This is a genomic window from Pseudomonas sp. GW101-3H06, assembly GCF_059424605.1.
Map to the genome: position 1 here is coordinate 1,569,935 of NZ_JBWKZO010000001.1, position 23,625 is coordinate 1,593,559.

Here is a 23,625-nt window from a genome sequence, read left to right on the forward strand (position 1 = left end):
CAAATCACTCTTCAGCCATCTTGGTCTGACGCTTCTCGATCACATCCACCAACCGCTGGGCCAGTTTCGGGTAGTTCTCGTCGAAGTGATGACCGCCAGGCAATTTGATGGTTTCGCCCACGGCGGTCTTGTCGGTGCAGCCACTTTCGTCGATTTCTTCTTCGCCGAAGATGCACACTACCTTGGCGGGTGGCAGCTTGGCCATTTCCGGGCCGGTGGCGGCTTCCTTGCCGGCATTGCCGAGCCAGCCTTCGACTTCGATTTCGAAGCTGCCGGTGCGGGCGAAGGCCAGCAGGATGATTGCGTCGACGCGTTGCTGTTCGGACTCGGGCAGGCGGTTGTAGATGGCCGGCAGAACGTCGGCACCGAACGAGTACCCCGTCAGGATGAAGCGCTTGGTGCCCCATTTCTGCCGGTAGTGCTGCATCAGTTCGGTGAGGTCCAGTGCGCTTTGCTCGGGGCTCTTGTGCTGCCAGTAGTAGCGCAGGGTGTCGATGCCGACCACCGGATAGCCGATCTTGGCCATTTCGCCGGCGACATCGCGGTCCAGGTCACGCCAGCCGCCATCACCGGACAGGAACAGGGTCACGGTGTCTTTTGCCTGGCCCGCTGGCACTTCGACCACCGGAATCTGCAGGCCACCCGCGGCTTTGTCGCCACCGACGAGGATTTTGCGCAGTTCGTTGTTCAGTACTTGCGGCAGGTTGATGTCGTAGTCGCTGATGCTGGTTTCGGCATTCGGTTGGTCGCGCACGAAACCGGCGCTGGTGTCATCCGGGTTGTCGTTCCACGCCACCAGCCAGTGGCCGTGGGCGGCGCTTTTTGGCAACAAGTGCGTGCAGCCGGGTTTTTCCAGGGCAAGGTCCACCGAGACAGCCTGAGACTTGTCGTCTTTCTGCTCGGACAACCAGCGCCAGGCCAGAACGGCGCCGGGGCCGATACCGCTGACCAGGGTCGCCGGGCCTTTGAGTTCTCTGAGTCCCGCTTGCAGCGCCCGGCTTTGCAGCAGGCAGTCCTTGGGCAGGATCACCTGAACGATCTGCGCCGAGCCGCTGCGACTGAGAGTCAGCAATTGTTTGTCGCTGAGTTTCTGGTCTTCATTGACTGCCACCAGCACCTGGGCGCGAGGCGTGCTGCCAGGGATGACGCGGGTCATTGCAGCACCGTCGGCAGGCGTCAGTTGTTCGAGGGTCGGTTCCGGGGCCGGGCGTTTCAGATACCAGTAGCCACCACCGAGAATCAGGGCCAGCACAACCAGCGTGCCCAGTACATAGCGCAAGGAGCGTTGAATCATCAGCGTTTCACCAATCCGGTCAAGCCGCCCGCGATCAGGGCGGCAGTGTCGGCCAGGGCTACCAGCGGATCGAGTCCGGCGGGCACGGCCATATAACGGGGTTCCCAGTCAGGCTGGAATTTGTCTTTGAAGCGGCGCAAGCCTTGGAAGTTGTAGAGCTGCTCACCACGGCGGAATACCATCGATCCCAAGCGTTGGGTCAATGGCGCGCCGCGACGGGGTTGCAACCCCGACAACGGCACCATGCCCAGGCTGAAGCGCGCGTATCCGTGACTCTTATAGTGTTGGATCAGGCCGACCATCATGAACTCCATGGTCAGCTTGGGAGCGTCCGGGTGCGCGCGCATCAGGTCGAGACTGGCCAGGTCATGGCTGTAGGTCTCGAGCAGGTTGGCGAACGCCACCGGGCGCCCTTCGAAACGGATCACCGCAATGCGAAAGTGCTTGAGGTAGTCATCACTGAAGCGGCCGAGGGAGAAGCCTTTTTCGCGCACGTTCTTGCCAGTCAGCCAGGCGTCGGAAATCACCTTGAGCTCCTCCATCGGCGCCAGACCCGGCTCGAAGATCTCCAGTGACAGGCCATCGCGAGTGCCGCGGTTCCAGGTGTAGCGCAGGTCCTTCATCTCTTTGCCCTTGGCTTCGAGATCAAAACGCTTGAGATCGACTCGCGCTTCTTCGCCGAGTTTGATCGCGGTCAGGCCGATGTCCATGTAATACGGCAGGTTCTCCGCGCGGACTTGATAGAACACGGGGCGGGCATGGTGGATGTCGCACAGGTCACGGAATTGCCAGATCATTTCCGCTCGTTGCTGGCCCGGACCGATCGGGTCGTACAGCGCCACGAGACTGCGGCCACGACGGGCGTACATCAGGAACGCCTCGTCGTTGGGATGAAAAAGCAGCGCCTTGTCACCGGTCAGGGCCAGGCCGCCATCCGGTTGGGCAGAGGCCATGAGGATCTTGCTCGCGCGCTCCAGTTCCTCGGGGGTCGGCAGGTGGATCACCGGACGCGCCGTGCGCAGCAACCAGGTCAGGGACACTACCAATAGCAGCACCGCCGCACCCAGCAGCGAACGCAGACCGCGGGGCGCATCGGCGTCGAGGGTGAACTGCCACCAGAGCTGATGGCTGTAGGGAACGTCCTGGTAGGCGAACAGCAGCAGCCACATCGACGCACCCAGTACACAGAGGCTGGCCACCAGGTACAGCGGCGAAAACGGTAATTCGGTGAGGCGACTGGGGCGATAGAAGGAGCGGCGGAAAACGCCGAGCAGGCTGGCGGTCAGGACCATCAGGCTGGCTTCTTCCCAGTCGAAACCCTTGAGCAAGGAGAGCAGGGCACCGACCAGCAACAGAATAGTGGTCAGCATCCAGGCCGCCGACAGTCTGCGGCGCAAGCCCTGGGCCAACAACAGGCACAGCACGCCGATCAGGCTGGCACCCAAGTGCGAGGCATCGACCAGGCGATGGGGGATCAGGAAACCGATATGTTCCAGGCGGGTGTCGATTTCCGGGGTGGCTCCGGAGAACAGCAGCACCACGCCGGACAGGAACACCAGTACCGCGAGTATAGGCGCGGCCAGGCCCGATGCGGCACGCAAGGTCTGGCGTGTCTGGAACAGGCGCTGCCCCTCGTTGACCAGCAATAGCAGGCAAGCCACCAGCATCGGCAGGACGACATAGATCAGGCGATAGAGCAGCAGGGCGGCGGCCAGCGGTGCGGCGCCGAGCTTGTCGGAGAACGCCGCGAGTAGAATCGCTTCAAATACCCCGACACCACCCGGCACATGGCTGAGCACGCCGGCGGCCAGCGCCAGCAGATACACCAGCAGGAATGCGCCGAAGGGCGGTGCTTGCGGCAACAACAGGTAAAGCACAGTGGCGGCGGCGGCCACGTCGAGGGCGGTAATCACCAGTTGCAGGAAGGTCAGGCGCCGGCCCGGCAGGCGCAAGGTGCGGCGGCCGACCTTTACCAACAGATTGTCGGCATAAGGTTGTTCCGGCAGACGTCGACGGTAAATGCCGATCGCCAGCACGGCAAACAACACCAGTACTACCGCAGCGATGGTGCCCAGCAAGGACTCGGAAAGCCCCAGAGCTGCGGAAGCGCCGGGCAGATTGCTGAGGGTTGCCAGTGCGGCGAGCGGCGGCAGGGCACAGCCGAGGGAGAGGCTGGCGAACAACGTCATGTGGGCGACTTCAGTGGCCCCCAGACCGTGTCGTGCATAGAGACGGTAGCGAACCGAACCGCCCGAGAGCATTGAAAGGCCGATGGCATTACCGATGGCGAAAGCGGTGAAGCCGCCCAGGGCCAGGGTTCGCGGAGCCAGGTTCACGCCGGCGTAACGGCTGGCCGACCATTCGTAACCCAGCAAAATGATGAAACCAGCCACGGTGGCACCCAATGCGCCGAGCAAGGCCGGTTTGGGCACTTCGAGAATCGAATCGTGCAGCGCGTCCAGATCGAGTTCGCTCAGCAGATGTCGACAGGCAATCAGCGCCATCGCAAACAACAACAGCGTGACCGCCAGGCCGATGGGCTGACGGTATTTGCTGACGCGTTCAAGCAAACGCAGCCGCTCAGCCTTGATCGGTTGTGTTGCTGTGACGGAGTCTTGTGGGGCAGACGAGTTGGCGCGCATCAATCACCTCTTGGATTGTGCGCGACAGGATGGGGGTATCCAGCCAAGTTACCAATCCCTGTAGAAAAAAATAATCACAAATTGTAACGCCTGCCGCTGGGTGTTCGCGACGGCGCGTCCTCAGTCGGAGAGGGCTGGGTCTGCGATTGAGCATAGTCCGAACTCGGCGCATTGGTGACTCCCAACGGCTCACTACACAGTGACAGATCATTGTTGCGAAAGGACTTTTTCAACAGATACAAAAAAGGCCACTCTTTCGAGTAGCCTTTTTTGATGTTTGGTTGCGGGAGCCGGATTTGAACCGACGACCTTCGGGTTATGAGCCCGACGAGCTACCAGACTGCTCCATCCCGCGTCTGTGTGGCGGCATTCTATAGAGATACGCCTTGGTGTCAACCGTTAATACTGAGCCTGGTCAAATAAACGTAAAAGCGCGGCAAACGGTCGCAGTCTTGGTTTTAAGTTTCGGAATCTGAACGAATTCTCATTCGTGCACAGGGAAGAGGGCGGGAGGCTTGAAAAACAAGCGCGCACAAAAAAGGCCACTCTTTCGAGTAGCCTTTTTTGATGTTTGGTTGCGGGAGCCGGATTTGAACCGACGACCTTCGGGTTATGAGCCCGACGAGCTACCAGACTGCTCCATCCCGCGTCTGTGTGTCGGCATTCTACAGAGGATCGACAGGGTGTCAACCGCAAATTTTGGTAAAACCTCTTCAGGTTCAATCGCTTAGCATGCTGATGAATGTGCTTCTCGGCCTGAGAGGCAGGTGTGGCAAGGCTTTGAGCTCTATTAGCAGCTGTCTTGCGATTGAGAAAATAAATTTATCTTGGCGTTTCCCTACGGATAGCAAAGAACCTTCTGACTACTGGTGCTATATACAGGTGCTGGTGAGATACTGCTTATCCGACACGACATGTCGCCATTTCTTCATCCATGAATACCGCGTTGATATGACCCAGCGAAAAATCATCCACGTCGATTGTGACTGCTTCTACGCTGCCATCGAGATGCGTGACGACCCGCGCCTGGCCGGAAAACCGCTGGCGGTAGGCGGGGCGGCGGATCGGCGTGGCGTGATTGCTACCTGCAATTATGAGGCTCGGGCTTACGGCGTGCGTTCGGCCATGTCCTCCGGGCACGCGTTGAAACTGTGTCCGGACCTGACCATCGTCAAGCCGCGTATGGATGCCTATAGAGAAGCCTCGAAGGAAATTCATACGATCTTCCGCGATTACACCGACATCATTGAGCCGCTTTCCCTCGACGAGGCCTACCTGGACGTGTCAGACAGCGCGCATTTTGGCGGCAGCGCCACACGCATCGCTCAGGACATCCGCCGTCGGGTGTCGAATCAGCTGCATATCACGGTCTCGGCGGGTGTGGCGCCGAACAAGTTTCTGGCCAAGATCGCCAGCGACTGGAAAAAGCCCAATGGCTTGTTCGTCATCACGCCGGATCAGGTCGAGGATTTTGTCAGCGGCTTGCCGGTGAGCAAGCTGCATGGGGTCGGAAAAGTGACTGCCGACAAGTTGGGCAAGCTCGGCATCCTCGATTGCGCGCAACTTCGTGAGTGGGACAAATTGGCGCTGGTGCGAGAATTCGGCAGCTTTGGCGAGCGACTCTGGAGCCTGGCCCGTGGGATCGATGATCGTCAGGTGCATAACGACAGTCGTCGGCAGTCGATCAGTGTCGAAAATACCTATGACGTCGACCTCCCGGATCTGGTGAGTTGCCTGGGTAAGTTGCCCGAGTTGCTGGAAACCCTCGCCGGGCGCATGGCGCGAATCGACAGCAGCTACAGGCCTGGAAAGCCTTTCGTCAAAGTGAAATTCCACGACTTCACCCAGACCACGCTGGAGCAGGCCGGGGCAGGGCGGGATCTGGGCAGTTATCAGTTGTTGCTGACCCAGGCTTTCAATCGTGGCGGCAAACCGGTGCGGTTGTTGGGGGTGGGGGTGAGACTGGAGGATTTACGGGGCGGGTTTGAGCAGATGGAGTTGTTTGAGCGGTAGCAGGTTTTGATGTGGTGGTGAATTTCAGGGGCTCTTCGCGAGCAGGCTCGCTTCCACATTGGATTTGTGAACGCCAAAGAAACTGTGGGAGCGAGCTTGCTTGCGAAGCTTTTAGCTTTTAGGCGTCAATTCGGCCCCGGATCCGCCACCAGTCGCCCGGCGTCCTTGGTCAGGGACTTGAGGAATTCGGTCTGCAGTTCTGGATCGTTGCGGGTCAGTTCGATCAGGCTCTGTTCCAGTTCGCTCGCTTCTTCTTCCAGACCCAGTTCCGACAGGCGTTTGACCCGGTGCACCCACTGGCTCACTTCGTCATCTTCCAGGTCGTCGTAAATCAGTCCGTGGGCTTCAAGCAGCTTGCCGCGCAAGTTGCTGCTCAGCGCCAGGGTCGAGTCGGTGTGCACGTCATCCTTGCCGTCCGCGACACTGATCTGCAGCTTGCCCAGATGGTTCAGGTCATGTTCGGCGAACGGGCTATCCAACAGGTTCAGGCGCAGAACGCCGTTTTTGTCGGTGCTCAGTTCGAAGGTTTCCTTGCCGGCCTTGACCTCGACCGGACGCTCGCTCCACGGCAGGCTCGAGTATTCCGTACGCTTGTCGAGCTGGACTTCGTCGATCCCGGCCAGGTTCTGTTGCGCGCGACCGTTCGATTGCACGTTCATGAACGGATTGAGCCCGGCAAAACCATAGCTGAACCAGTCCCGGGTCACGCTATCGGGAAGGTTGCCGAGGGCAAACACGTTGACCACGTTCGCGCCGACACCACCCACCACCGCCACCGCGCCCAGCGGGATCTCGTAGACCTCCCGCCAGGGTTGGTACGGCGTGTAGCGATCGTAATGGCGCGTGACTTCGAACTCAGTGACTTCGAAAGTTTTCTGCTCGTGGATTTTCACCCGGCGTTGCGGCAGCTCAAGCACCTTGGGCTCACCAACATCGATCTGCAGGCTGTGATCGAGCAGTTTGCGCTCGACACGTTCCTCGTGCTCGCTGCGTTGTGACATGTGATTGGCACAGCCGCTGACCAGCAGGGTGCCGCACAGGGCGGCACCACCGAGGCCTAAGGTGTTTCGCTTGAACATGACGTCTCTATCTGGTTTCAGCGGCGGATACGGGCCTGAAGGAACGGCAGTACGTCAGCAACCGGCAGCGCTTGCGGCTCGGCCTCGGTACGGCTCTTGTATTCCAGGTTGCCTTCGGCGAGACCGCGGTCACTGACCACGATGCGATGGGGAATGCCGATCAGCTCCATGTCCGCGAACTTGATGCCCGGGCTGGTTTTCTTGTCGCGGTCGTCCAGCAGCACTTCGAAGCCGGCTGCAGTCAGTTCTGCATACAGCTTGTCGGTGGCTTCGCGCACCAGGTCGGTTTCGTAGCGCAGCGGTACCAGGGCGATCTGGAACGGCGCCAGGGTGTCGCTCCAGATAATCCCTTTCTCGTCGTTGTTCTGCTCGATGGCGGCCGCGACCACGCGGGAAACGCCGATGCCATAGCAGCCCATTTCCAGGGTGACCGGCTTGCCGTTTTCGCCCAGCACTTCGCACTTCATCGCCTTGCTGTACTTGTTGCCCAGCTGGAAGATGTGTCCGACTTCGATGCCGCGCTTGATTTCCAGGGTGCCCTTGCCGTCCGGGCTAGGGTCGCCGCTGACCACGTTACGCAGGTCGGCAACGGTCGGAACCGGCAGGTCGCGATCCCAGTTCACGCCGAAGTAGTGTTTGTCATCGATGTTGGCACCGATGCCGAAGTCGCTCATCAGTTCGACGGAACGGTCGATGATGATCGGCAGTGGCAGGTTCAGCGGGCCGAGGGAACCGGCGCCGGCGCCGATGGCGTCACGCAGTTCGGCTTCGGAAGCCATGACCAGCGGGCTGGCGACGCCTGGCTGGTTGGCAGCCTTGATTTCGTTCAGCTCGTGGTCGCCACGAATGATCAGGGCAATCAGCTTGCCTTTCTCTTCGGCGTGCACCACCAGGGTCTTGATGGTCTTCTCAATCGGCAGATTGAATTTTTCCACCAGCGCGGCGATGGTCTTGGTATCTGGGGTATCGACCAGGCGCAGCTCTTCAGTCGGTGCCGGACGGGACGTTTCACGCGGCACGGCTTCGGCTTTCTCAATGTTCGCGGCGTAGTCGGAACCGTTGCTGAAGACGATATCGTCTTCGCCGGATTCGGCCAGTACGTGGAATTCGTGGGAGCCGGCGCCGCCAATGGAGCCGTTGTCGGCTTCAACCGGACGGAATTTCAGGCCCAGGCGGGTAAACACGTTGCAGTACGCCTGGTGCATGCGGTCGTAGGTGACCTGCAGCGATGGCTGGTCAGCGTGGAACGAGTAGGCGTCCTTCATGATGAATTCGCGGCCGCGCATCAAGCCGAAGCGTGGGCGGATTTCATCACGGAATTTGGTCTGGATCTGGTACAGGTTGATCGGCAGCTGCTTGTAGCTGCTCAACTCGTTACGCATCAGGTCGGTGATGACTTCTTCGTGGGTCGGGCCGGCGCAGAAATCGCGATTGTGACGATCCTTGAAGCGCAGCAACTCAGGGCCGTACTCTTCCCAGCGACCGGATTCCTGCCACAGCTCAGCCGGTTGAGTGCTCGGCATCAACACTTCGAGCGAGCCGGCGGCGTTCATTTCTTCGCGAACGACGGCTTCGACCTTGCGCATCACTCGCAAGCCCATCGGCAGCCAGGTATACAGGCCCGAGGCGAGTTTGCGGATCATGCCGGCGCGCAGCATCAGCTGATGGCTGATCACGACCGCGTCGGAAGGCGTTTCTTTCTGTGTGGCGAGCAAAAATTGACTGGTGCGCATGGTTGGCCGTTATCGATTGCTGATGACGAGAAATGACGGAGCATTGTACGGGCGAGATCCGCTGTCGTACAGGCGTGCGGTCGGCGGTATGGCAGCAGGGCGGCAATCTCGCCGCCCTTTACAGCGTGTCCTTCAGATATTTCCTACGATTCTTCCGCGACCTGGGTGGGCACGGGGTCAGGCGTCGGTGTCGGGCCTTCGCGGCGGTTCTCCTGGAACCAGTGCAAGGCGATCAACAGCAGCGTCGGAACACCCAGCAGGGCGGTGATCAGGAAGAAATTGTGGTAACCGAATTTTTCCACCATGACCCCGGAATAGCCGCCGATCAGGCGGGGCAGCAAGAGCATGATCGAGCTGAGCAGGGCGTATTGGGTGGCGGAGAACTTCAGGTTGGTCAGGCTCGACAGGTAGGCGACGAACGCGGAGGTCGCCAGGCCCGAGCTGAAGTTGTCCAGGGAGATGGTGACCACCAGCATCTGCAGGTTCGGCCCCATGTCGGCCAGCATCAGGAACAATATGTTGGTGCCCGCCGACGCAGCGCCTCCGATGAACAGGATCGGCAGGATGCCGAAGCGCACGATCAACAGGCCGCCCATGCCGGCGCCGACCAGGGTCATGATCAAACCGAAGATTTTGCTGACGCTGGCGATCTGGTCCTTGGTGAAGCCCTGGTCGATATAGAACACGTTGGCCATCACGCCCATGACCGTGTCGGACATCCGATAGGTAGCGATAAGCCCAAGCAGCAGCAGCGCTTGCCAGCGATAACGCAGAATGAAATCGTTGACCGGTGTCAGTACCGGTGCCAGGCCGCGACGGCCCATGGCCGAGAGGCATAGGGCAGTGAGCGTGGTGTAGAGGATTGCGCGCAGGAACGCTCGGTCTTCGAGCAGCAGGTCGAGCGGGCTCGCGCCTTCGAACAGCACGCTGGCGAAATCGGTGTTATAGAGCTGGGTGAACATGGCGGGTACGGAAACCAGCAGTACAATCAGCACGAACACCGAAGCCAGCTGATGCACGAAACTGTAGCGCCCGGCCTGCAATTGAGTGCGCAGTGGAACCGGAGGTTCACGCATGAATATGCTGGTCAAAAGTGCCGGGACCATCAGGGCGCCGAACAAAATGTAGGTGCCGGCCCATGCAGAATGTTTGTAGTTGAAACCGGTGGAGCCGAAACCTTCGGCAAAATACAGGGCGCCAGCTGTCGCCAGCAGCGCGGCGATCCGATAACCGGACATGTAACTGGCCGCCAGGGCCGCTTGACGAGTGTCATCGGCAATTTCCAGGCGGTAGGCGTCTACTGCAATATCTTGCGTCGCCGAGGCAAAGGCGACGACCACCGCGATAGCGATCAGCCAGGACAAATGTTTTTGCGGGTCGCAGAAACCCATCCCGACCAAGCCTAGGATGACCAGTGCCTGGGACAGCACCAGCCAGGAGCGGCGTCGACCCAGCTTGCCGAGAAATGGCAGGCGCCATTGGTCGAGCAGCGGTGACCAGACCCATTTAAAGGCATAGGCCAGGCCGATAAGGCTTGCATAGCCGATGGTTTCGCGAGCAACGCCGGCTTCACGCAGCCAGACCGAAAGTGTCGAGAACACCAGCATGTAGGGCAGGCCGGCGGCGAAACCCAGCAGCAACAGTACAAGCGTCGAGGGGCTGGCATAGGCAGCGAGCGCGGCGCGCCAGGTTTTACGGGGCATGGGCTGGAGTCTGCCTCAAGAAATACGGAAACAAAGCGCGCACTCTAACCGCTGTGCTCTACCGGGCGCCACCCATGGCGCCGAATATCAACACGATTATTCAGGATACTGATGCCCTCCATGCGCAATCGTGCGCGTTGTTCGTCCCCGGATGGGCTGCCCGCCGGCAGGCTGATACGTCCGCCTGCACCGAGTACTCGGTGCCAGGGTAATTTACTGTCACCGGGCAATTGGCTCAATGTCCGTCCCACCCAGCGAGCGGCACGACCGAGGCCGGCGAGCTCCGCCAGTTGGCCATAACTCACCACCTTGCCTTCGGGCACTTGCGCAAGGGTCAGGTACAGCGCCGTGCGTCGGATGTGCGCCGCACTCTCGGTTTCAGCGGTGGGTTCGTTCACGTCCAATGTTCCTGAAAAATAGCCCTGAAAAAATTCACAGTACCGTCTGTAGAGTAATTCGGGGATCGCGTGTTGAGAAATGAACTCATTCGAAATAGTCGTGTCAGTCCTTGCTAGGGCCTTATTCCTGCGGATAATGCCGACTTTTTTTCGCAATCTTGAGTCTGTATTTGCTTATGTTGTCCAGAACTCTGCTGTGCCTTGCTGTCGTCAGCGCTTCCTCTCCCTTGCTCGCGGATACCGTCTGGTTGAAGAACGGTGACAAGCTGAGCGGCAAGATCGTTCTTTTCGACGGTGGCAAGCTGCTGATCAAGACCGAGTACGCCGGTGACGTGCCTATCGACTGGAAACAGGTCAAAACCCTGGAAAGCGATCAGCAGATGCTGGTCAAGCAAGATGCCTACACAGGGGAAAAGGCCAAGGCGCTGCACGCGGCGGATGACGGCAAGGTCACCCTGGCCAACGGCGATGGGCCCAAGACCGTCGAGTTGGCCAGTATCCAGCAGATCCTCAAGCCCAAGCCGGTGGTCGAGGACCTGGTGTGGAAGGGGAATATCGACGCGGCCCTGGATTACCAGCGCGCCGAGAAAGATACCGATGATTACGACATCGATTTCAAGACCACAGCGCGTCATGGTCGTTGGCGCCACATCGCGGAAGGCGAGTACAACCGCGAATACCAGGATGACGTGACCACCACAGACAATTGGCGTGGTGAATACTCCCTCGATCGCTTCCTGACGGAAAAATGGTTCTGGCAAGGTCGCCTGGTCTACAAGCGCGACAAGGTCGAAGATCTCTCCCGTCAGCGCACCGTCGGTACTGGCCCTGGTTATCAGTTCTGGGATAACGAATTGGGCGCTTTCTCCCTCGGTTCGCTGATCAACCGCACGGATTATCAATTCTCCGATGGCAGCGAGGAGAACTTCTATTCCGTGGCGATGAAGTGGGATTACAACCGCTACCTGATCGGCAAGAAGGTGGAGTTCTTCACCAACGGCGAAGTGGGTAAACCGCTGTCGGGCGTAGCCGAGTATGCGCTGGATGCAGAGATGGGCTTGCGCTACAAGGTGACCGATTGGGCATCGCTCAATCTCAAGGCCGAACGGGACATTATCAGCGGTACCGACGATGCTGACCTGGACAAGACCCGATACACCGCAGGTTTTGGCGTGACCTGGTAGCACGTAAAAAAAAGATCGCATTCTTCGGCTGCTCCTGCCTGGTTTGACGTACATCCAGCAGGCGCTGCCGAAGGCTGCGATCTTTTTTGCCGGCGAAAAACACACAGGCACAAAAAAGCCCCGCTTTTGAGGGCGGGGCTTTTTACTAAAGCAAGTACAAGTTAGATAACTTGAACTTCTTCAGCTTGCATGCCTTTCTGACCGCGGGTAGCGATGAAAGAAACCTGTTGGCCTTCTTTCAGGCTTTTGAAGCCGTCGGATTGGATAGCTTTGAAGTGAACGAACAGGTCGTCACCGGATTGTGGAGTGATGAAGCCGAAGCCTTTTTCATCGTTGAACCACTTAACGGTACCGGTTTGGCGATTAGACATGGTGTAACTCCTTGAACAAAGATAACTGCGACTCAGGAAGAACCCTGGCCGAGACTGAGTGCAAAGAGCAGGAAAAATTCTTGTAGATGGTTGGATCGAAATTCAACATATCGTGTAGAGATTCTCAGTGACACAAGCAGCACAGTGGCGCCACCTTAACCCTTTTTCAGGAACGTGCCAATGCTTCTTGCGAAGGTTTCTCGGTTTTCATGATCGACGGTGCACCGTATTGTTTCGAAGGTCCGTACATTCAGGGTGATCGTCGAGAATTGTGCCGAGCACTTTGAACCCGGCGGCGCGCACCGGTAAGATGCCGGACAGTTTTTTCCACCTCGCTATTCAGGACACCGCCATGAGCATCAAATCGGACAAGTGGATTCGCCGCATGGCGCAGGAACACGGCATGATCGAGCCGTTCGTCGAGCGCCAGATGCGCGGCAGCGACGATAGCCGTGTGATCTCCTACGGTGTGTCGAGTTACGGCTACGACGTTCGTTGCACCAATCATTTCAAGGTGTTCACCAACATCAATTCGGCCATCGTCGATCCGAAAAACTTCGATGCCGGCAGCTTCGTCGATATCCACAGCGACGTCTGCATCATCCCGCCGAACTCCTTCGCCCTGGCCAGCACCGTCGAATATTTCCGTATACCGCGCAATGTATTGACCATTTGCCTGGGCAAGAGCACCTACGCTCGCTGCGGCATCATCGTCAACGTCACCCCGCTTGAGCCGGAGTGGGAAGGTCACGTGACCCTGGAATTCTCGAACACCACCAACCTGCCGGCAAAAATCTACGCCAACGAAGGCGTGGCGCAGATGCTGTTCCTTGAATCCGACGAAGAGTGTGAAGTTTCCTATAAGGACCGTGGCGGTAAGTATCAGGGCCAGCGCGGCGTGACCCTGCCACGGACCTGAGTCAACCGTCTGACAAACCGTGGGAATTCTTGAGCGGGCGTACACTCTATGGAGTGTACTGCCCGATCCGCGCAAGGCGGATCGGGCCTTCGCTCAGGAGTGCTATATGAAGATCGACCCGAAGATAAGTGCCGAACTGGCAAGGCTTGAGCCCAATCAGGTTGGCGTTTTGGCCTGGTCCTTGTTGGCGCACCCACCGATCAGCATGGCGGGGGGCATCCCCGGCCAACCTGATCCCGATACCCCCAACGAACAACCCACCGAGCCAGGTGAACCCACCCTGCCGGATGAGCCGCCACCTGCGCCAGTGGCTTGATTTGTCTTTTTGCAGCAGTGAGTTCTGCTCGCGATGAACGAAAGACCGGCGCTGCTTTGCTTTATGTGGGAGCGGGCTTGCTCGCGAAAACGGTGTGTCAAACAACGGAAATGTTGAATGTTAAACCGCCTTCGCGAGCAAGCCCGCTCCCTCAGGGTTGATGTTTACTTGAGGTTACCGCTCAGGAATTGCTTCAAGCGTTCGCTCTTCGGATTGCCCAGCACGTCTTCCGGTGCGCCTTCTTCTTCCACCAGGCCTTGGTGCAGAAACAGCACCTGGCTCGATACTTTGCGTGCAAAGCTCATTTCGTGGGTGACCATGATCATGGTCCGGCCTTCTTCTGCCAGGCCCTGGATCACCTTGAGCACTTCGCCCACCAGCTCCGGGTCGAGCGCCGAGGTCGGTTCGTCGAACAGCATGACTTCCGGTTCCATGGCCAACGCCCGGGCAATCGCCACGCGTTGCTGCTGACCGCCGGAGAGGAACGCCGGGTACTGATCGGCCACCCGTGCCGGCAACCCGACCTTGTCCAGATAGCGACGGGCACGGTCTTCGGCTTCCTGCTTGCTGCAGCCCAACACCCGGCGCGGGGCCATGGTGATGTTTTCCAGCACGGTCATGTGGCTCCACAGGTTGAAGTGCTGGAACACCATGGCCAGACGGGTGCGGATCCGTTGCAGCTCGTCGGGATCGGCGACATGCATGCCATGGCGATCCTTGGCCATGCGGATCGCCTGGCCGTCGAGGCTCATGGCACCGTCGTTGGGCTGTTCGAGAAAGTTGATGCAACGCAGAAAGGTACTTTTGCCCGAGCCGCTGGCGCCGATCAGGCTGATGACGTCGCCGGTTTTGGCCTTGAGCGAAACGCCTTTGAGCACCTCATGATCGCCATAGCTTTTATGCAGGCCTTCAATGGTCAGTTTGTACATGGAACAAGCATCCTCAAGGCGAAAGTAGGTAGCCGCTGCGATAGGCTTCGGCGCCCGCCACGTGGGCGATCACCATGCCGGCGGTGGCCATGCGGCGCAGCGAACGGGCATACATCAACCCGGCGGCGGTGCAATGGACCGGTGTGACACGGTCGGAGATCGGGTCGATGATTTCGGCGATCAGTTGCCCGGCTTCCAGGTATTCCCCCGGCAGTGCGGTGAACACCAGCAGACCGCCGGCCGGCGTGGCCACAGGTTCGACACCGGCCAGCGGCGTGGCCGGGTAGGGCAGGTCGGGCAGGGGCGCCGGTTCGCCGGCAATCGCACCGAAGTGAATCAGGTAGTCGATGATCGCCTGGCAGTCGAGGCTGGCCAATGGGTGATTGACGTCGCCCTGGCCACGCAGTTCGACGGTGACCGAAAAACTGCCCAGCGGAATATCGAAGTGCTCGCCGAAGCGCTCCTTCAATTGCCACCAGAGCAGGGTGAAGCATTCGTCGAACGACTGACCGCCGGAATCGGTGGCCAGCAGGCTGGCTTCGGAACCGATGTAGCGCGCCAGCGGCTCGACCTGCGGCCAGGCTTCGGGCGTGGTGTACAAGTGCGCGACCGCTTCGAAATCGCAATGCAGGTCCAGCACCATGTCGGCATCGCAGGCCAGCCGCTGGAGGGTCAGGCGCTGGGATTGCAACTGGGTGCTGGCGGTCTGGCGAGCCAATGCTTGACGCAGGCTGTTGCGGATCAGATGGAGGTTGCGTTGCGGATTTTCGCCGAGTTGGCCTTCGATGTCGTTACCGACCTCTTCGCTCAAGTCGACGAACCAGCGGTTGAAGTTCTGCCCGCTTTCCAGCTCGTAGCGGCCCAGCGGCACATCCATCAGCACTTGTTCCAGGCCGACCGGGTTGGCGACCGGCACCAGGACAATTTCGCTGTGCAGGCAGCCGGCGGTTTCCAGCTCCGCCAGGCGCTGCTTGAGGTGCCAGGCCACCAGCATGCCGGGCATTTCATCGGCGTGCAGGGACGACTGGATGTAGATCTTGCCTCGGGCCGAGGTCGGACCGAAGTGGAAGCTGTGGATCTGGCGTGCGGTCCCCGGCAGGGGGGACTGCAGGTCATGGATCTGGTGGCGCATCTCTTGTTTCCTGAAGCAGTGTTAAACCCTAGTGGGTCGGCCCGAGAAAGGCCAGCCATCGGCGTTCGGCAAGACGGAAGAGGCCGACCAGCGCAAAGGTGACGGTCAGGTAGATCAGCGCGGCGATGCCGAACGACTGGAAGGTCAGGAAGGTTGCCGAGTTGGCATCCCGCGCGACCTTCAGCACATCAGGGATGGTCGCGGTGAACGCCACGGTGGTCGAGTGCAGCATCAGAATCACTTCGTTGCTGTAATACGGCAACGAGCGACGCAGGGCCGAAGGCATGATCACGTAGGCATACAACTTCCAGCCGGTCAGGCCGTAGGCTTTGGCCGCTTCGACTTCGCCGTGGGCCATGCTGCGGATCGCCCCGGCGAAAATCTCCGTGGTGTAGGCGCAGGTGTTCAGGGCGAAGGCCAGGATGGTGCAATTCATCGCATCGCGGAAAAAGCTGTCGAGCAGCGGTTGCTCGCGCACCCAGGCCAGGCTGTAGATCCCGGTGTAGCAGATCAGCAGCTGGATATACAGCGGCGTGCCACGGAACAGGTAAGTGTAGAACTGCACCGGCCAGCGAATCAGGAAGTTCGGTGAAACCCGGGCGATGGACAACGGAATCGACACGATGAAGCCGATGAAAATCGAAGCGCTCAGCAGCCACAGGGTCATGGCCAGGCCGGTGATGTTCTGACCGTCGGTGTAAAGGAACGCTCTCCAGTATTCCTGCAGGAGTTCGATCATCGTACGGCCTCCCGTGTACCGGCAGCGTAGCGGCGTTCGAGCCAGCGCAGAATGATGTTGGAGGCACTGGTGATCACCAGGTAGATCAGGGCGGCGAGTACCAGGAAGTAGAACAGTTGATAGCTGCTTTTACCCGCATCCTGGGCGGCCTTGACCAGGTCGGCCAGGCCAATGATCGATACCAGCGCGGTTGCCTTGAGCATGACCATCCAGTTGTTGCCAATGCCCGGCAAGGCAAAGCGCATCATTTGCGGGAACACCACGATGCGGAACCGCTGGCCGCGTTTGAGACCATAGGCGGTGGCGGCTTCGACCTGGCCGCGAGGCACTGAGAGGATGGCCCCTCGGAAGGTTTCGGTGAAGTACGCGCCATAAATGAAGCCCAGGGTAAGTACGCCGGCGCTGAACGGGTCAATCTCGATGTATTCCCATTCCATGTAGTCGGTGAGCGACGTCAGCCAGGTTTGCAGGCTGTAGAAAATCAACAGCATCAGCACCAGATCCGGCACCCCGCGAATCAGCGTGGTGTAGCACTGGGCAGGCAGGCGCAGCAATTTGACTTTCGACAGTTTGGCACTGGCGCCGAGCAGACCGATCAACACGGCCACCAGCAGCGACATCGCCGATAATTTGATGGTCATCCAGGTGCCTTGCATCAGCAACGGACCGAAGCCCTGGAGGCTGAAGGCGGAGAGCCCCAGATTTTGCAGGAGGTTTTCGAACATAAATCAGCAACCTGATCGGATGAAAAAAGCGCCCATCGCGAGATGGGCGCCGGGCATTATTTGCCGCTGTACAGATTCAGATCGCCAAAGTGTTTCTTCTGGATGGTGGCATAGGTGCCATCATCGTGTAACGCTTTGATACCTTTATCCAAAAGCGCTTTCAGCTCGGTGTTACCTTTCTTAATACCGATCGCCGTCTTGGATGGCAGCAGTTCGCTGTCGACCGGTTGGCTGACTTCATAGCCTTCGCCTTTCGGCGACTTCAGGAAGCCCAGTTCGGCTTGCAGCATGTCCTGGATCGCGGCGTCGAGGCGGCCGGAAGTCAGGTCGGAATACACCTGGTCCTGGTTCTGATAGGCCTGGGTTTTCACGCCCGCCTTGTCCAGCACGGCTTTGGCATAGGCTTCCTGGATGGTGCCTTGCTCGTAGCCTACGGTCTTGCCCTTCATCGAAGCGACGTCTGCGGTCAGGCCAGAGCCTTTCTTGAACACGTAGGCGGTTGGGCCGGAGAACAGTTCGCTGGAGAAGTCGATGACTTTTTCGCGGGCCGGGGTGACGGTCATCGAAGAGATAACGCCGTCGAATTTATTGGCCTTGAGGCCAGGAATCATGCCGTCGAAATCGCTTTCGACCCATTTGCACTTGACCTTCAGCTCGGCGCAGATTGCGTTGCCCAGATCGATGTCGAAGCCCACCAGGCTACCGTCGGCCGCTTTCGACTCGAACGGTGCGTAGGAAGGGTCAACGCCGAAACGCAATTCCTTGTATTCCTTTGCCAGCGCAGAGCCAGCAGCTACGCACAATGCCAGTGCAGAAAGGGTCAGCAATGCTTTTTTCATTATTCAATCCCTAAGAACCAATATGAGCGCTTGTGGCGCAGAATTATTGTTACTGGTAAGCGTAAGACCTAATGAAAGTAGCAATTTCCGAACCAGAGTGCCGAACAAGCGTTTAAAAGGTTTTCAGGAAATTGCCGGATGGGATTAGTGCACGAAAACGGGCGCGGTGGAAAGCCTGCACTGATATGGATCAGATCGCCACAGGGGGGCGGTTTAGCCGAGCAAGTTCTGCAACGTTGCCAGGTTGTCTGCTTCCTCAACCGTTTTGTCCTGCCGCCAGCGCAACATCCTCGGAAACCTCACCGCGATTCCGCTCTTGTGCCGCTTGGACAAGGCAATCCCCTCAAACCCCAGTTCAAACACCAGGCTCGGTTTGACGCTGATCACCGGGCCGAATTTTTCCACCGTGGTCTTGCGCACTATATTGTCGACCTGGCGCATTTCTTCATCAGTCAGCCCCGAATAAGCCTTGGCGAACGGCACCAGTGCGCGGGTGCTGGCGTCGGGCGGGCCGTCCCATACGGCGAAGGTGTAATCGCTGTATAGGCTGGCCCGGCGTCCGTGGCCGCGTTGCGCATAAATGAGCACTGCGTCGACGCTGAACGGGTCGACTTTCCATTTCCACCAGACGCCCACATCCTTGGTCCGGCCAACGCCATAGAGCGCATCGCGGGCCTTGAGCATCATGCCTTCGACCCCCAGTCGGCGAGAGGCTTCGCGTTGCCGGGCGAGGTCGAACCAGTCATCGCCGGTGAGCAACGGCGAAGCGAGCAACACCGGGTGGTTGCTGTGGGCGATGACTTGCTCCAGTTGCGCGCGCCGCCGGGTCTGCGGCTGGTTGCGCCAATCCTCGCCGGCCCATTCCAGCAAGTCGTAGGCGAGGATGACCACTGGCACATCGCTCAGGATTTGTTTGCTCAGGGTTTTGCGACCGATCCGTTGCTGCAGCAAGGCGAAAGGTTGCACGGCGGGCGATGTCGGCGATTGAGGGTTGAACGCGTCCTCGGTTTCGGGGTGTTCGGCTTTCCAGGCCACGATTTCCCCGTCGATCACCGTACCGTCGGGCAGGCAGTGGACCAGGCTCTCCAGTTCGGGAAAACGCTCGGTAACCAACTCTTCGCCCCGCGACCAGATCCACAGTCGCCCGGCGCGCTTAACCACTTGGGCGCGGATGCCATCCCATTTCCATTCCACTTGCCAATGGCTGGCCGGGCCGAGCAGTGCTTCGAATTGTTCGACCGGTTGCGCCATGGCATGGGCAAGAAAAAACGGATAAGGCTGGCCACCGCGCTGGGCATGCTCGTCGCTTGATTCTGTGGCGATCAACTTCAAGTAGCTGGCCGCGCTCGGACGGTTGGACAGGTCGGTGTAACCCACCAGTCGTTGAGCCACGCGTTTGCTGTCCAGATGAGCCATGGAGGCGAGTGCGCGGGTTACCAGTAACTTGGAGACTCCGACGCGGAAACTGCCGGTGATCAATTTGATGCAGAGCATCAGGCTGGCGCGGTCCAGTTGCGACCAGAGGCTGGGCAGTTGTTCGGCCAGCACCTCGGGAGATGCGCCGCGCAATGGCAGCAGTTTGTCTTCAATCCATAGCGCCAGCCCGTCGGTGGACGTGTGTGGCGCCTCGGGCAGCACCAGCGATATGGTTTCCGCCAGATCGCCCACGGCCTGATAACTCTCTTCGAACAACCACGGCGACAGGCCTGAATACGCCACCGCCAGTTCCCGCAGGATGCGCACCGGGACCAACTGCCTGGGCCGTCCTCCGGACAGAAAATACACAGCCCATGCGGCATCTTCCGGGGCGGCCTGAGAAAAGTACTGTTGCATGGCCGCCAGTTTGGCGTTGTTCGATGTCGTGGCATCGAGTTCGGCATACAACTGGGCGAAAGCCCTCATGGCAGTACCTCGACGTGCTCGGGCTCAGCGATTTGAGGTTCTTCTTCGTCATCGCCGTACTCGGTATTGAAGCTGTGGGCATCGAGGCCTTGTTCGCGCAGGTGGCGCACCAGCACCGCGACAGAACCATGGGTGACCATCACCCGTTCGGCACCGGTCTGCTCGATGGCCCAAAGCAGGCCCGGCCAGTCAGCGTGATCGGACAGCACGAAACCGCGGTCCACGCCGCGGCGCCGACGGGTACCGCGCAAACGCATCCAGCCGCTGGCGAAACCGTCGCTGTAGTCGCCGAAGCGGCGCATCCAGGTACTGCCGCCAGCTGAGGGCGGGGCGATGACCAGCGCCTTGCGCATGATGGGGTCACTCTTTTTGACGTCGCCGGCATAGATCGTCGGCGGTAGGTAGACGCCGTTCTCGCGATAAACGCGGTTCAGCGGTTCAACCGCACCATGGGTCAGGATCGGGCCGAGGCTGGTGTCGATGCCGTGAAGAATGCGCTGGGCCTTGCCGAAGGCGTAGCAGAACAGCACGCTGGTCTTGTCTTCGTCAGCATTGGCTTGCCACCACTGATTGATTTGGGCGAACACCTGCGCCTGGGGTTGCCAGCGATAGATCGGCAGGCCGAAGGTCGATTCGGTGATGAACGTGTGGCAACGCACCGGCTCGAACGGCGCGCAGGTGCCGTCGGGTTCGATTTTGTAATCACCGGAAGCGACCCAGACTTCACCGCCGTATTCCAGGCGTACCTGGGCCGAGCCGAGTACGTGGCCGGCGGGGTGAAAGCTCAAGGTGACGCCGTGGTGCAGCAAGCGTTGGCCATAGGGCAGCGTTTGCAGGTTGATGTCCTGTCCCAAGCGCGCGCGCAGGATCCCTTCGCCGGGCGCCGCCGCCAGATAATGCCGGTTGCCGCTGCGCGCATGGTCGCCATGGGCGTGGGTGATGACCGATCGCTCGACCGGGCGCCACGGGTCGATATAGAAATCCCCCGGGGGACAGTACAAACCTTCGGGACGCGCGATAACCAGTTCCATGTTGTTACCCAACTGGAGGCACTTGTTAGCTATGAGGTTCGCGCGGGGCGAGAAGTTCTATCGATTTTTGGGGGATGAACATCTAATCAATGTGGGAGCGAGCCAGCTCGCGAAAGCGGTGGATCAGCCACCTGCAATCCTGACTGGCATGGCGCCTTCGCGAGCAGGCTCGCTCCCATAAAGATAGCGGCAATATTTATTTGCCCGGTGTCAGGGTCAATCGCTTGGTTCCGTATACCCGGTCAAAGTTCTGCGGCTGCATCGGCAAGCTCATGTACTGCCCCTTGAGCCATGGGTCGATGCTGTTCAGGTAGTTCGGGCTGACCGGGTTGCCGGATTGGCCCGTGGCGAGTTGGCCCGTCAGCGGTTCGGCTTGGCCGAAGTCGACGATAATGCGCATGGCCGGTACCAGCGTGGTGTTGAAGTCCTGGCCCCAGGCGAACGCGGCGGTGTTGAGCGTGGTGTGATCGCCGCCGGCCGGCAGCGGACCGCGCACGGTCTGGCCACTGCTGTTCTTCCATTCATAGCGGTGCAGTTTGCCCCATTGCCAGGCTTTGTGATCGCCGCCCAACTGACTGTCACCGGCGCTGATCGCCGCGGCCAGGCTGCGTGCGAGGATGGCTGGCTTGTCTTCCTTCTGCGCGGTGAGTGCGTCATCCCAGAATGGACTGTCCTCGCGTCCCAGCAGGTGATCGGCTTGTGCGGCGTAGGACAACTTGCCGTTGGCGATGAAAGCTTTCCACGCCGGGCTGCTTTGCGGCCCCAGTTCGTCGAGGAAGATTTGTTTGGTGCTTTCTTGCAGGAACAGCTCGTAGATTGTCGCGTCGGCAGAGGTCGGGCTGAGTTTGCCGTCGAACGCCATCAACCGGGTATAGGCTTCGCGCGCCTTGCCGCGATCGGCAACCGGCAGCGCATCGATGGCCTGCTTGAGCGGTTGAGCCATGCCTGGCGCTTCGAACATCTTTTTCAGTTTGGCGGCGAACGTGGTGGTCTGGTCGTACTGCATGGCAATCAGGCTGCGGGTGTCATGTTTACCCGCGCCGGCCAGTTCGGCGAGGCGCTCGCCACGTTCAGGCGCCGACCAGGAATTGGACAGCTGCATGCCATAGCCATGGGGAATGACCCGCTGGTTGGCGGTGCCGAGCCAGCCTTGCGCCGGGTCCTGGTCGTAGGGGTGCAGCATCGGGTCGGCGTAACCGTCCCAATCGTAGCGACCTTCCCAGCCCGGCGAGGGCAGCAGGCCTTCGCCTTCGCGGCGGTTCGGGTAGCGGCCGGTGACCTGCCAACCGATATTGCTGGCGTCGGCAAACACCAGGTTCAAGGCGATGGCGCGGATCTCGCGGCTGGCATCCGAGGCCTTTTCGACGTTCTGCGCACGGGACAGGTCAAAAAACGCGTCAAGGGTTTTGTCGTCGGTGAAGTTCGGCGTCTGCAAGGCCAGGCCGAAACCGCTGCCCTGGGCCAGACCCTGGGCGCTGTTGAGCAGCGGGCCGTGGCGGGTTTCGTACACCGCTTCGCGAATCGGCCGCTGGCCTTTGACGAAATAAGTTTCGTTGCGCACGATCGCCGGCGTCCATTTACCGTTGGATTCGTAGGTCAGGCCATTGCCCTGGCGTTTGATTTTCTCCAGGAACAGGTCCTGGTTGTCGCCCATGACCGTGGTCATGCTCCACGCCACTTTGCCGTTGAACCCGCCCAGCACCATCGGCAAACCGGCGATGGTTACGCCGGAGGCCTGGTACTTTGGTGCGCGAATCTGTACGTAGCTGAACAGCGACGGTACGCCCATCGGGCCATGACTGTCGCTGGCCAACAGGCTTTTACCGCTGCGGCTGCGTTGCGGGGCAATGGCCCAGTTGTTCGAGGAAGTGGCGCCCAGCAGATTCAGATCAGAGAGTTGTCCTGTGGCTTTGCTGATCTCCACCAGGCCCGGTATTTGTCCGTTGAGCTTTAAACCTTGCAGCTTTTCGCTTTCAGCCAACGGCAGTTTTTCGTCAGGCGCTGAAGGCGTCAGCCACGGCAACTTGTCGGTGGTAACCGTTTGGGCCAGCACCAGCGTAGAAATCTCTTCGGGCAGGTTGGCCGACTGGCTGAAGTTCAGCAGGCAGAAAATCAGCGCCGAATCTTCCGGCTTCCAGTATTCAGGCTTGTAACCGCTGGCGGCGAGGTCGGCCGGCAGTTTGTCGCGGTAGCGGAACAGGTAAGCGTTTACCCCGCGGGCGTATACTTCAAAGAAGCGCTTGAGGCGTGGCGAAGACGCCTTGTAGAGCTCTGCGGCGCTTTTTTTCAGATTGACTGCACGCATGTAACGGTCGGCATCCAGCAGGTCCGAACCGTGCATTTCGGCCAGGCGCCCCTGGGCCAGCAAACGCAGGGTGACCATTTGCGTGATGCGGTCGCTGGCGTGCACGTAACCGAGGGTAAACAGCGCATCGTGGAACGTGCTGCTTTCGATCAACGGCATGCCCATGGCATTGCGGCGTACCGAAACGTTCTGTGCCAGCCCCTTTAATGGTTGTACACCCACAGTGGGCGGCAGGGTGTCCTGGGCATTGAAGCTCTGACAGCCGGTCAGGCTCAAAACCCCCGCCACTGCTGCGGCAACGCCGAACCGGGGTAGAAAATGTGTAAGGGCTGGCGAGGCCATGGCAAAGCTCCTGCGGGGGTGGTAGCGCA

Annotated in this window: 19 protein-coding genes and 2 tRNA genes; 4 read left to right on the forward strand and 17 right to left on the reverse strand. The window is 59.6% G+C overall.

Going from position 1 to position 23,625, the window contains the following annotated elements:
- Positions 1–4: 4 nt before the first annotated feature.
- The 4 genes from AC07ZE_RS07100 to AC07ZE_RS07115 all read right to left on the reverse strand — a co-directional run bounded on the left by AC07ZE_RS07100 (position 5) and on the right by AC07ZE_RS07115 (position 4,585).
- Entirely contained in the window at positions 5–1,294 is a 1,290-nt protein-coding gene (locus AC07ZE_RS07100; protein WP_207262735.1) for a virulence factor family protein, read from the reverse strand.
- Positions 1,294–3,936: a bifunctional lysylphosphatidylglycerol flippase/synthetase MprF gene (mprF, locus tag AC07ZE_RS07105; RefSeq protein ID WP_207262747.1), complete on the reverse strand. Its 2,643-nt coding sequence runs from the start codon at positions 3,934–3,936 to the stop codon at positions 1,294–1,296. The genes AC07ZE_RS07100 and mprF overlap by 1 nt, the downstream gene beginning before the upstream one ends.
- A 278-nt stretch (positions 3,937–4,214) precedes the next feature.
- A tRNA-Met gene (locus AC07ZE_RS07110) sits at positions 4,215–4,291 on the reverse strand.
- A gap of 217 nt (positions 4,292–4,508) precedes the next feature.
- Positions 4,509–4,585, reverse strand: a tRNA-Met gene (locus AC07ZE_RS07115).
- A gap of 302 nt (positions 4,586–4,887) precedes the next feature.
- On the opposite strand from AC07ZE_RS07115, the gene dinB reads away from it, so the two are divergent.
- Positions 4,888–5,949: a DNA polymerase IV gene (gene dinB, locus AC07ZE_RS07120; RefSeq protein WP_207262756.1), complete on the forward strand. Its 1,062-nt coding sequence runs from the start codon at positions 4,888–4,890 to the stop codon at positions 5,947–5,949.
- 125 nt (positions 5,950–6,074) lie between these two features.
- Here dinB and AC07ZE_RS07125 read toward each other — a convergent pair whose 3' ends face one another.
- The 4 genes from AC07ZE_RS07125 to AC07ZE_RS07140 all read right to left on the reverse strand — a co-directional run bounded on the left by AC07ZE_RS07125 (position 6,075) and on the right by AC07ZE_RS07140 (position 10,862).
- On the reverse strand, positions 6,075–7,028 hold the full coding sequence (locus AC07ZE_RS07125; protein ID WP_207262758.1) for a hypothetical protein: 954 nt from the start codon (positions 7,026–7,028) through the stop codon (positions 6,075–6,077).
- Positions 7,029–7,045: 17 nt separating this feature from the next.
- Complete coding sequence (locus AC07ZE_RS07130) at positions 7,046–8,761, reverse strand: proline--tRNA ligase (protein WP_207262760.1); 1,716 nt, start codon at positions 8,759–8,761, stop codon at positions 7,046–7,048.
- A 143-nt stretch (positions 8,762–8,904) separates the two neighbouring features.
- Entirely contained in the window at positions 8,905–10,464 is a 1,560-nt protein-coding gene (locus AC07ZE_RS07135) for an AmpG family muropeptide MFS transporter (protein ID WP_207262762.1), read from the reverse strand.
- Between the two features lie 44 nt (positions 10,465–10,508).
- The gene (locus tag AC07ZE_RS07140) at positions 10,509–10,862 is read right to left on the reverse strand and encodes an MGMT family protein (RefSeq protein WP_207262765.1); all 354 of its coding nucleotides are present in this window, start codon (positions 10,860–10,862) and stop codon (positions 10,509–10,511) included.
- A 176-nt stretch (positions 10,863–11,038) separates the two neighbouring features.
- Between AC07ZE_RS07140 and AC07ZE_RS07145 the strand changes: the two genes are divergently transcribed.
- Positions 11,039–12,046, forward strand: coding sequence for a DUF481 domain-containing protein (locus AC07ZE_RS07145; RefSeq protein WP_207262768.1), 1,008 nt, complete (start codon positions 11,039–11,041; stop codon positions 12,044–12,046).
- 161 nt (positions 12,047–12,207) lie between these two features.
- Here AC07ZE_RS07145 and AC07ZE_RS07150 read toward each other — a convergent pair whose 3' ends face one another.
- Positions 12,208–12,417, reverse strand: coding sequence for a cold-shock protein (locus AC07ZE_RS07150; protein ID WP_002554837.1), 210 nt, complete (start codon positions 12,415–12,417; stop codon positions 12,208–12,210).
- A 352-nt stretch (positions 12,418–12,769) separates the two neighbouring features.
- Between AC07ZE_RS07150 and dcd the strand changes: the two genes are divergently transcribed.
- Both dcd and AC07ZE_RS07160 read left to right on the forward strand, forming a co-directional pair.
- The gene (gene dcd, locus AC07ZE_RS07155; protein WP_007940589.1) at positions 12,770–13,336 is read left to right on the forward strand and encodes a dCTP deaminase; all 567 of its coding nucleotides are present in this window, start codon (positions 12,770–12,772) and stop codon (positions 13,334–13,336) included.
- Between the two features lie 106 nt (positions 13,337–13,442).
- A complete protein-coding gene (locus tag AC07ZE_RS07160; protein WP_095197445.1) occupies positions 13,443–13,652 on the forward strand; it encodes a hypothetical protein in 210 nt (69 codons plus the stop codon).
- 164 nt (positions 13,653–13,816) lie between these two features.
- Here AC07ZE_RS07160 and AC07ZE_RS07165 read toward each other — a convergent pair whose 3' ends face one another.
- From AC07ZE_RS07165 to AC07ZE_RS07200, 8 genes are all read right to left on the reverse strand, one after another.
- A complete protein-coding gene (locus AC07ZE_RS07165) occupies positions 13,817–14,581 on the reverse strand; it encodes an ABC transporter ATP-binding protein (protein ID WP_207262777.1) in 765 nt (254 codons plus the stop codon).
- A gap of 13 nt (positions 14,582–14,594) precedes the next feature.
- Positions 14,595–15,713, reverse strand: coding sequence for a succinylglutamate desuccinylase/aspartoacylase family protein (locus AC07ZE_RS07170; protein WP_207262779.1), 1,119 nt, complete (start codon positions 15,711–15,713; stop codon positions 14,595–14,597).
- Positions 15,714–15,741: 28 nt separating this feature from the next.
- On the reverse strand, positions 15,742–16,452 hold the full coding sequence (locus AC07ZE_RS07175; RefSeq protein ID WP_207262781.1) for an ABC transporter permease: 711 nt from the start codon (positions 16,450–16,452) through the stop codon (positions 15,742–15,744).
- Positions 16,449–17,177: an ABC transporter permease gene (locus AC07ZE_RS07180; protein ID WP_207262783.1), complete on the reverse strand. Its 729-nt coding sequence runs from the start codon at positions 17,175–17,177 to the stop codon at positions 16,449–16,451. The genes AC07ZE_RS07175 and AC07ZE_RS07180 overlap by 4 nt, the downstream gene beginning before the upstream one ends.
- Positions 17,178–17,233: 56 nt before the next feature.
- A complete protein-coding gene (locus AC07ZE_RS07185) occupies positions 17,234–18,016 on the reverse strand; it encodes a transporter substrate-binding domain-containing protein (RefSeq protein ID WP_207262785.1) in 783 nt (260 codons plus the stop codon).
- Between the two features lie 213 nt (positions 18,017–18,229).
- Complete coding sequence (locus tag AC07ZE_RS07190) at positions 18,230–19,918, reverse strand: ATP-dependent DNA ligase (protein ID WP_207262787.1); 1,689 nt, start codon at positions 19,916–19,918, stop codon at positions 18,230–18,232.
- Positions 19,915–20,949 carry a ligase-associated DNA damage response exonuclease gene (locus AC07ZE_RS07195; protein WP_207262789.1) on the reverse strand — a complete coding sequence of 345 codons (1,035 nt, stop codon included), beginning with the start codon at positions 20,947–20,949 and terminating at the stop codon, positions 19,915–19,917. Before AC07ZE_RS07195 ends, AC07ZE_RS07190 begins: the two co-directional genes overlap by 4 nt.
- A gap of 196 nt (positions 20,950–21,145) precedes the next feature.
- The gene (locus AC07ZE_RS07200) at positions 21,146–23,596 is read right to left on the reverse strand and encodes a penicillin acylase family protein (protein ID WP_207262791.1); all 2,451 of its coding nucleotides are present in this window, start codon (positions 23,594–23,596) and stop codon (positions 21,146–21,148) included.
- Positions 23,597–23,625: the final 29 nt, after the last annotated feature.